Origin of the sequence: Phaeovulum sp., from assembly GCF_041596715.1 — a bacterium.
In the GTDB taxonomy this organism is placed as follows: Bacteria; Pseudomonadota; Alphaproteobacteria; order Rhodobacterales; family Rhodobacteraceae; genus UBA6213.
In genome coordinates this window covers 1-7938 of record NZ_JBFHIA010000149.1, presented here as the reverse complement: position 1 = coordinate 7938, position 7938 = coordinate 1, and the positions used below count along the sequence as shown (strand labels likewise).

3 protein-coding genes and 1 pseudogene are annotated in these 7938 nt (G+C 59.6%); 2 read left to right on the top strand and 2 right to left on the bottom strand.

Annotation, left to right across the window (positions count from 1 at the left end):
* A partial coding sequence (locus ABY403_RS10855) for a sodium-dependent transporter (RefSeq protein WP_372840827.1) occupies window positions 1-735 on the bottom strand: 735 nt, incomplete at its 3' end.
* Window positions 736-1041: 306 nt separating this feature from the next.
* Between ABY403_RS10855 and ABY403_RS10850 the strand changes: the two genes are divergently transcribed.
* Together ABY403_RS10850 and ABY403_RS10845 are read left to right on the top strand one after the other, a co-directional pair.
* Window positions 1042-2052, top strand: coding sequence for a tetratricopeptide repeat protein (locus ABY403_RS10850; protein WP_372840826.1), 1011 nt, complete (start codon window positions 1042-1044; stop codon window positions 2050-2052).
* A 169-nt stretch (window positions 2053-2221) separates the two neighbouring features.
* A complete protein-coding gene (locus tag ABY403_RS10845; RefSeq protein ID WP_372840825.1) occupies window positions 2222-7336 on the top strand; it encodes a RecQ family ATP-dependent DNA helicase in 5115 nt (1704 codons plus the stop codon).
* 101 nt (window positions 7337-7437) lie between these two features.
* On the opposite strand, the pseudogene ABY403_RS10840 reads toward ABY403_RS10845, so the two are convergent.
* A pseudogene (locus ABY403_RS10840) lies at window positions 7438-7938 on the bottom strand (phosphomannomutase); the annotation flags it as partial.

Sequence of the window (7938 nt, the reverse complement as noted above, 5' to 3'; positions counted from 1 at the left end):
GAAACTGCGCGGCATATAGCTGCCATAGGTCAAGAAAACGGCCATTCCGACCCCGAGCGAAAAGAACGCTTGGCCAAGTGCTGCTGCGTGGACCTCGGTGCGAACCAAGGCTGACCAGTCCGGCGTCAGCAAGAAGGCCGCTCCACGCTGCGCGCCGGGCAAGGTAACTGCAAAGACCGCGAGACCGATGACAATCAGTGCCAGAAGCGGCATGAGAAAGCGGTTCAGCGCCTCGATCCCACCTCGGACACCGCCGGCAACGACAAGCGCGGTGGCGATCACCGTTACCCCTTGCCAGATTACCGGTTCACCTGTCTGTGAGATGAAGCTTTGGAAGTAGCGCCCGTAGCCCTCTGACGCCGCCTCCCAGAGATGCCCCATGGATGCTCCGGTAAAATACTTCAGCGCCCAACCCGCGATCACCGAGTAATAGCTGAGGATCAGAACCGCGCCTGCGCCCGCGAAAACCCCGGCGTATCGCCATCTCGATCCGGGAACCGGCCCATCGAACGCAGCGATTGCATCGCCTTGCGCCCGCCGGCCTAGTGCAAGCTCTGCGATCACCAGCGGCAGGCCAATGACGAAGACATAAAGGAGGTAGAGAACCAGAAAGGCACCGCCGCCATTTTCGCCGGCGACATACGAGAACCGCCAGATGTTCCCAAGGCCAACCGCCGATCCGATGGTCGCGAGGATGAAGCCGCTTTGCGATGACCATTGCTCGCGGTCTGACATGGAAGATCCCTTGAACCAAGTTACAGTGCCTGCCCGGTCTCTGTTTCAAAATGACCTGAATGGCATCCCGAGCACAACTGCCGCTATCATAACCGCGACGGGACCAATGACAGTTACTGATTTGGAGCTGATCTTTCATTCAACCGCGGTCGGAAGCTGTCGGTAATTTGCTCAGCCACCGAATTAAAGAACGTGCGGTCGAGAATGCTTCTCGGGTGTCAAGTTTCATGGTATTCATTGAAGTCTGACCAAGGACAGCCTGGGGGGAGTCCGATGGCGCGGAAGTGGTTTCTGCCGGTGGTCTGCATGGCGATCAGTGGATTACTGACCGCCCCAGCTTTTGCCGGTTTTGCTGAAGACTGCGAAAGACTTGCGGCCGACCCCGAAGAACCCAATCGCAATGGCGTCGGGGTCGCGCTGGCGGATATCGAGTCGCAGGCCGCTGTGCTGGCTTGTTTTCAGGCCGCCAATGGCCCGCTCAAAGGCAAGCCGGGCAGCAGATTTGTGGCTGGCCCAGAGCCTGAAACAACCTATCGTCTTATCCGCGCCTATTTGGCCGAAGGCCCCGCACAGGACATTGGGGAGGCTACGTTAGCGGCCCGCAAGATCAAGTGGGAAGCTGAAAACATGCGCGACAAGAACCGTCTGCCCCCGGATGTGGTTGCTTGGTATGTCGAAAAGGGGCGGCAATACTTCATGCCTGAAACCTATCTTGCGGATGCGAAGGCGGGCAAGGCCGCTGCACAAATGGCGCTGGCTTACCTTTATCTGGATCCGACCATGAAGCTCGATGATCCGGCTACAGGCGAGCTTTGGCTTGCGAAGGCGCTTGCCCAAGCGCACCCCGAAGCATTGTTCATGGAAGGCCAGCGCAAGCTTAAACTGGCGGATACACCCGAGAAATCTCAGGAAGCCGTCAAGTTGATACTTCAGGCCGCAATGCGCGAGAACGCGGATGCGCAATGGGAGATGGCCGGTCTTTATTTGGCGGGCGAGCATGTTCCGCAGAACCGCGGAACAGCGACAGGTTGGGCCCACATGGCGGGTGAGCGCGGCAATGAAGACGCGAATAAATGGCTGCGCGACCAAGAGGTTGACACTGGAACTGCTGTCGTGGCCACCATACTGGTCGCAATGATCGCGGCCGCCATCATCGACGGAATAGCGGATGAAGGTGATGTGCCGGATCACATCTCCGATGCCGAGCTCAGACGGCAGCAGAAGGAAGCAAACAGTATGATGGGCAACTGCCCCGTCGGCTACAGTTTCAATCCCTATTTTGGATACTGCGAAAGCCCGACTGGCGCTCGGTGGTGATCGGGATTGGGCAGTCCTGCAACTTAGACGCTTGCGGGATTGCAATCGCCGATGCCTTTGCGATAGCAATGGTAAAGCGCCCCTAGACTTCGAGTGCCGGAGTGCGCCATATTCTCCCCCAAAAGAGACGTGTCCTCAGAGGCTTGAAGGGGCATATGGCAATGCGACAATGAATACGGCCGCAAACATAAAACAGTCCGATATTCTACGCCGCTCGGTTTCCGTCGATCTCGAGGTCGATCCCGGAAGTGCGAAGATTTTTGCGTTCGCGGCGGTAGTCCATGACCCCGAGATGCCGAGCCTGGTTGTGAATGCCAACGTCGAGGCTGGATTCTCAAAGCTTGAATCGTTCTGCAAAGGCTTCGATCATGTCATTGGGCACAATATATTGTGCCATGATCTGCCGCATCTGGCTGCCGCCTCGCCGAGGTTCCTCGCACTGGCAGAGGCACCCATCGATACGCTGTGGCTCAACCCGCTGGCCTTTCCGCGTAATCCCTACCACCACCTTGTCAAACACTATCAGGATGGGCGACTTCAGACCGGGCGGGTGAATGATCCTGAATTTGACGCCCGACTGGTGTTTGAACTGCTGGAGAGCCAGATAAATGCCTTCTTGAACCTCCACGCCCAGTCGCCAGATGCGCTGACGGCCTACCACTACCTCTGTTGCCGCATGCCGAAAAGCGGCGGGTTCGATCAGCTATTCTCACTTATCCGCGGCGCGGCAAAGCCCGCAAGAGAAGCGGCGCATGCCGCAATCCTTCGCCTGCTCGATGCAAAGGCATGTGCCGCGATGCTCAAGCGCATGCTCGAGCGGCTTGACGACACCCACCTCAGCTGGCCCATGGCCTACGCTCTGTCGTGGATTTCGGTTGCGGGCGGCGACTCGGTCATGCCGCCCTGGGTACGCGCTCAGTTTCGAGACGCGGCGCGCATTGTGCGGGATCTGCGCGATACGAATTGCGGTGATACCGAGTGCCACTATTGCTGTACCAACAATGACCCAAAGCAAGCTTTGCGACGGTGGTTCGGGTTCGAGAGTTTCCGCCCCGAACCGATCGATGAGTTCGGGCGCCCGCTGCAAGAGCGGATTGTTGAAAGTGCGATGGCAGGAGAGAGCTTGCTCGGAATCCTTCCCACCGGCACCGGAAAATCGATTTGCTATCAAATCCCCGCGCTTTCCCGGTTCGACAAGACCGGGGCACTCACGGTGGTGATCTCTCCCCTCGTGGCGCTTATGGCGGATCAAGTGCAGGGTCTCGCGCGGGCAGGGGTCGCATCGGCGGTGACAGTCAACGGGCTTTTGTCGCTACCTGAGCGTCATGATGCTCTGGACAAGGTGCGCCTGGGAGATGCCGCGATCCTTCTGATCTCGCCAGAACAACTGCGCAGCACATCCGTGCGCTCGATGCTTGCACAGCGTGAAGTGGGGCTGTGGGTCTTGGATGAAGCGCACTGCGTCTCGAAATGGGGGCACGATTTTCGCCCAGATTATCGCTACGTCAGCCGGTTCATCAAGGAAAGCTCTGGCGACGAGATCGCCCCGGTTCTCTGCCTAACCGCCACCGCAAAACCTGATGTCGTTCAGGACATTCGCGGGCATTTCAGCGAGCGTCTCGGGCTCAATTTGAGCCTGCTTGATGGGGGTGCATCGCGCACGAACCTGAGTTTCAAAGTGCTCCCGACCCAGCGCGCCACCAAGATGGCCGACATCCTGCGCGCCCTAGAGGCAGATTTGCCCGCAACCGGAGCGTCTGGGGCCGTTGTCTACTGTGCGACGCGCAGCGCGACCGAACGGGTGGCGCAATTTCTGAAGCAACAGGGTCTCGCCGCCGACCGCTATCATGCGGGTCTTAGCGCCGAGGAGAAGCGCGAAATTCAAGAAGCATTCAGGGTGGGCGAGTTGCGGGTCATCGCGGCAACGAATGCCTTCGGCATGGGGATCGACAAGCCCGATATCCGCCTTGTCGTCCACGGCGATGTTCCAGGATCACTCGAAAACTACCTGCAAGAAGCTGGCCGGGCAGGGCGCGATCGAGGCCCCGCGCAATGTGTGCTTCTGTTCAACATTGAAGACGTGGATCGCCAGTTCAGCCTGAGCTCACGCTCACGGCTTGCTCGGCATGAAATCAGCGCGATTTTGAAGGCTCTCAGGCGACTTGATAGCAGGACACGTAAAAACGGCGAAGTCGTCGCCACCCCGGGCGAAATCGTGAAGGAAGAGAAAGATCACGATTTCCAACGTGACAGTGCAACCGACGACACGCGGGTCAAGACCGCCGTGGCCTGGCTAGAAGAAGCAAAACTCCTGCGGCGCGAAGAAAACCGGGTGCAGGTATTTCCTGCCTCGCTCTTGGTGCGCGACATCGAGCAGGTCCGTAAAATCCTCGCGCGAACCGACATAACAGAAACGCGACAGCTCCAGCTTCTGAAAATAGTACAGCAGATTATCAACGCGCCCCCGCAAGAGGGTATTTCGACCGATGTTCTGGCAGGCGCGAGTGGCTTGCCAACGCCAGCGCTGCGCAGGGCGCTCTCGGATCTGGAAGCCTTGGGGATTGCCAACGATGACACCGATATCGCGATCTTCGTGCATGTCGGCGTCGAGAACGCGTCGCGGGCGCGTTTTGAGGCTGCAGCGCAGCTAGAAGCGGACTTGATTGCACAGTTACGAGCAGAGGCACCCGACGCCGACAACGGCGAGGCGACACCATTCAATCTTTCGGCGACCTGTCAGGTGCCGCGCGAAAATGGTCACGCCTCGGTCCGACCGGATATTATCGAAGGCCTGCTTCGTGGCATGGCACAGGACGGGCGCGACATGGATGGCGGGCGTGGCAACCTGCACATCCGCAAAGCCTCGCGTGGAAGCCTTTTCGTGCGTTTGCAACGTTCGTGGTCGGTCGTCCAGCAGACCGCAGAAATCCGAAAGCTGGGTGCCGAGCGGCTCCTTTCGCACCTTATCGGCAAGGTGCCAAAAGCGGTGCGCGGCAAGGACATTGCGGTTGAGACCACCTTGGGCGCCTTGCTTGCCGCAATCAACGGCGACGCCATGCTTCGAGGTGCTGTCAACGACCCAAACAAGCTTATGGACCGAGCACTACTTTGGCTTCACGAGCAACAGGTCGTCACACTTGGCAAAGGCTTGTCGGTGTTTCGCCCGGCAATTACCGTCCATCTCGATCCCAAGGGCGGAAACTTCACCGTTCAGAACTTTACCCCGCTCGAAGAGCACTACACTGAGCAAACGATCCAAACCCATGTCATGGCGGCCTATGCGGAAAAGGGCCTTGCGCAGATAGAGGAAGCCCAACGGCTGGCTGCTGATTACTTCGTCCTCGAACGTGACGCGTTCATGCGCAGGTGGATGCCGGGTCGTGGCACCGAGTTTCGCAGACAAGCGACAGGCCAAGCTTGGGCGAGCATCGTCGATGCGCTCGCCAATACTACTCAAGAACAAATCGTGCGCGATGATCGCGAAGAGACGAATGTGCTTGTGCTGGCGGGCCCTGGATCGGGCAAGACCCGGGTCTTGGTACACCGCATCGCTTATCTCGTGAAGATCAAACGCGAAGACCCAAACGGCATTTTGGTGCTCGCCTACAACCGTCACGCCGCCGCCCAAATCCGTGAACGGTTGCGCACCTTGATCGGCGACGAGGCGCGCTTTGTTACGGTTTTGACGATCCATGCATTGGCTATGCGCCTGGTGGGGGCGAGCTTTGCCGGTGGCGCCGGGGCGGAGCGGCAAGATTTTGACAGCCTGCTGATAGACGCGGTGCGGCTTCTTCGCGGCGATGGCTTGGACAAGGTCGCAGCAGAAGCACTGCGCGACACCTTGATCAAGGGCTACCGCTGGATTTTGGTCGATGAGTATCAGGACGTCGGCCCAGAAGAGTATGCCCTAATCTCGGCGGTTGCCGGCCGAAGCCTTGATGATCCGGACCAGCGCATCAGCCTTTTTGCAGTCGGTGACGACGACCAAAACATCTATTCCTTCGCCGGAGCCTCGATCCGGCACATCCGCCAATTCGAAGAGGACTACACAGCCAAGCCCGTTTTTCTCACCGATAACTACCGCTCAGCACGCCACATTGTCACCGCAGCAAATGCGGTCATCGAACAGGCCGCCGCGCGAATGAAGATCGGGCACGACATCACCGTCGATCAGGCCCGACGCAAAGCTCCTGCGGGTGGCGACATGCTGGCGCTTGATCCGGTGGCCCAGGGTCGCGTGCAAATTCTGGAATGCCCGCCTGGAAGCGACGCGCAGGCGATGGCGGCGCTTGACGAGCTATTACGCCTATCGCGCCTGATCCCCGACTGGACCTGGTCGCGCGCGGCGATCATCTCTCGCGACTGGCAAAAGCTGGCACCGGTGCGGGATTTTGCAGAGGCTCTCGGCATCCCAGTCGAGTTTGCCAATGAACAGCTCCCCGGCCTCTGGCGCATGCGTGAAATGCAAATGTTCATCGATGCACTGCGCGAGGACCATTGCCGTATGGTCTCGATCGCCGATCTGATTGTGAAACTGAACGCGATTCCAAGCTCGCGCTGGACCGATCGCATTGGTGAGGGATTGGGCGTGCTCGCGCGTGAAGTCGACGGGCGAAGCCTTCCTGCAGCAGACGCAATTGAATGGTTTGCGGAATGGGCCCGTGATGCCTGGGGCGAGCAGCGTGGTCTGAAACTTTTGACCGCGCACCGCGCCAAGGGGCTGGAGTTTGACGACGTGGTGATCCTCGACGGGGGCTGGGAGCGCCCCTCTCGTAACGAAGATCAAGACGCGCCCCGGCGGCTGTTCTATGTGGCGATGACCCGAGCACGGCGAAACTTGATCGTAATGAGCAACGACAACCACGAATATCTGCCGACCCAATCGCCGGCGATCATCAATCGGTTTGTAAGGCCCGATCTTGGCGCTTTTCTTGGCCCGAGGCGGTATTTCCAATCGGCCGAGGCGCGCATGGTCGATCTTTCGTTCGCCGGTCGGCAGGGTGCGAACCACCCCGCACTGGGCGCTATTGCCGATGCACGGGTCGGCGATCCTTTGAGCTTGGTCCGCGAGCAAGACCGCTGGTTGATGAAGGATTCACACGGCCGCACTCTTGGGCGAATGGCAAAGAGCTTTGCACCTCCCGCCAATACGAGATTCCTCCGTGGGGAAATCGCCGCAATTCTTCGCTGGCGCAAAGAAGATGGGGATGACGCCTATCATCACACGCTCAGGCGCGATGCATGGGAGGTGATCATACCTGAGATGGTATTCGAGGCACAGTGATGTCAGGGCGAAGTGCGGACAGAGGCCGGTCGCTGCAAAGGTTGCGCGCCCGTCTGACCCAAAGCCCGGTGCGGCGATCCGAGCGCGATCTCGCGGCGGCTTCAGCTGATCAGATCGGTAATCCGCGACACCGCGGCCCGCACTAGCCCCGCATCGCGCCGCGCCTCGACGTTCAGCCGCAACAGCGGCTCGGTATTCGAGGCGCGCAGATTGAAGCGCCAGTCCGCGAAGGCAAGGCTAAGCCCGTCGAGCGCATCGCGGCCCAACGCCTCTGGCGCGAGGGCGGCATCGACGCGGGCAATAGCGGCGGTAGTATCGGCAACGCGAAAGTTGATCTCGCCTGATGAAGGAAAGGCGGCGCGGCGCGCGGCCAGCAGATCGGCCAGTGGTGCCCCCTTGCGGCCGATCAGTTCGACCACCAACAACCAAGGGATCATGCCGCTATCGCAACACATGAAATCGCGAAAATAATGGTGCGCCGACATCTCGCCGCCGTAAACCGCACCGGTTTCGCGTAGCGCCTGCTTGAGAAACGCATGGCCCGTGCGCGAGGCGACTGCCTGCCCGCCCGCGCGCGCCACCACGTCTTGCGTGTTCCATAT